1 rRNA gene is annotated in these 1,255 nt (G+C 52.9%); it reads right to left on the bottom strand.

The annotated features are described in order from the left end of the window. Positions 1–17: 17 nt before the first annotated feature. Positions 18–1,255 (bottom strand): 16S ribosomal RNA (locus H541_RS0110975); the annotation flags it as partial.

Genomic DNA, 1,255 nt, shown 5'->3' with positions numbered 1-1,255 from the left:
CGTCAGTTATTCCTTAGAAAGGAGGTGATCCAGCCGCACCTTCCGATACGGCTACCTTGTTACGACTTCACCCCAATCATCTGTCCCACCTTAGGCGGCTGGCTCCGAATGGTTACCTCACCGACTTTGGGTGTTACAAACTCTCGTGGTGTGACGGGCGGTGTGTACAAGACCCGGGAACGGATTCACCGCGGCGTGCTGATCCGCGATTACTAGCGATTCCGGCTTCATGCAGGCGAGTTGCAGCCTGCAATCCGAACTGAGAATGGCTTTTAGAGATTCGCTGACTCTCGCGAGTTCGCTGCTCGTTGTACCATCCATTGTAGCACGTGTGTAGCCCAAGTCATAAGGGGCATGCTGATTTGACGTCATCCCCACCTTCCTCCGGTTTGTCACCGGCAGTATCACTAGAGTGCCCAACTAAATGCTGGCAACTAATGATAAGGGTTGCGCTCGTTGCGGGACTTAACCCAACATCTCACGACACGAGCTGACGACAACCATGCACCACCTGTCACTTTGCCCCCGAAGGGGAAGCTCTATCTCTAGAGTGGTCAAAGGATGTCAAGACTTGGTAAGGTTCTTCGCGTTGCTTCGAATTAAACCACATGCTCCACCGCTTGTGCGGGTCCCCGTCAATTCCTTTGAGTTTCAACCTTGCGGTCGTACTCCCCAGGCGGAGTGCTTAATGCGTTAACTGCAGCACTGAAGGGCGGAAACCCTCCAACACTTAGCACTCATCGTTTACGGCGTGGACTACCAGGGTATCTAATCCTGTTTGCTACCCACGCTTTCGAGCCTCAGCGTCAGTTACAGACCAGAGAGTCGCCTTCGCCACTGGTGTTCCTCCATATATCTACGCATTTCACCGCTACACATGGAATTCCACTCTCCTCTTCTGCACTCAAGTTTCCCAGTTTCCAATGACCCTCCACGGTTAAGCCGTGGGCTTTCACATCAGACTTAAGAAACCGCCTGCGCTCGCTTTACGCCCAATAAATCCGGACAACGCTTGCCACCTACGTATTACCGCGGCTGCTGGCACGTAGTTAGCCGTGGCTTTCTGGTTAGATACCGTCATTGCCTGAACAGTTACTCTCAGACATGTTCTTCTCTAACAACAGAGTTTTACGATCCGAAAACCTTCTTCACTCACGCGGCGTTGCTCCGTCAGACTTTCGTCCATTGCGGAAGATTCCCTACTGCTGCCTCCCGTAGGAGTTTGGGCCGTGTCTCAGTCCCAATGTGGCCGATC

This window comes from Bavariicoccus seileri WCC 4188, assembly GCF_000421665.1.
Lineage (GTDB): Bacteria > Bacillota > Bacilli > Lactobacillales > Aerococcaceae > Bavariicoccus > Bavariicoccus seileri.
Note: the sequence above shows the minus strand (reverse complement) of the source record. Positions and strands in the feature narration are given on the sequence as shown.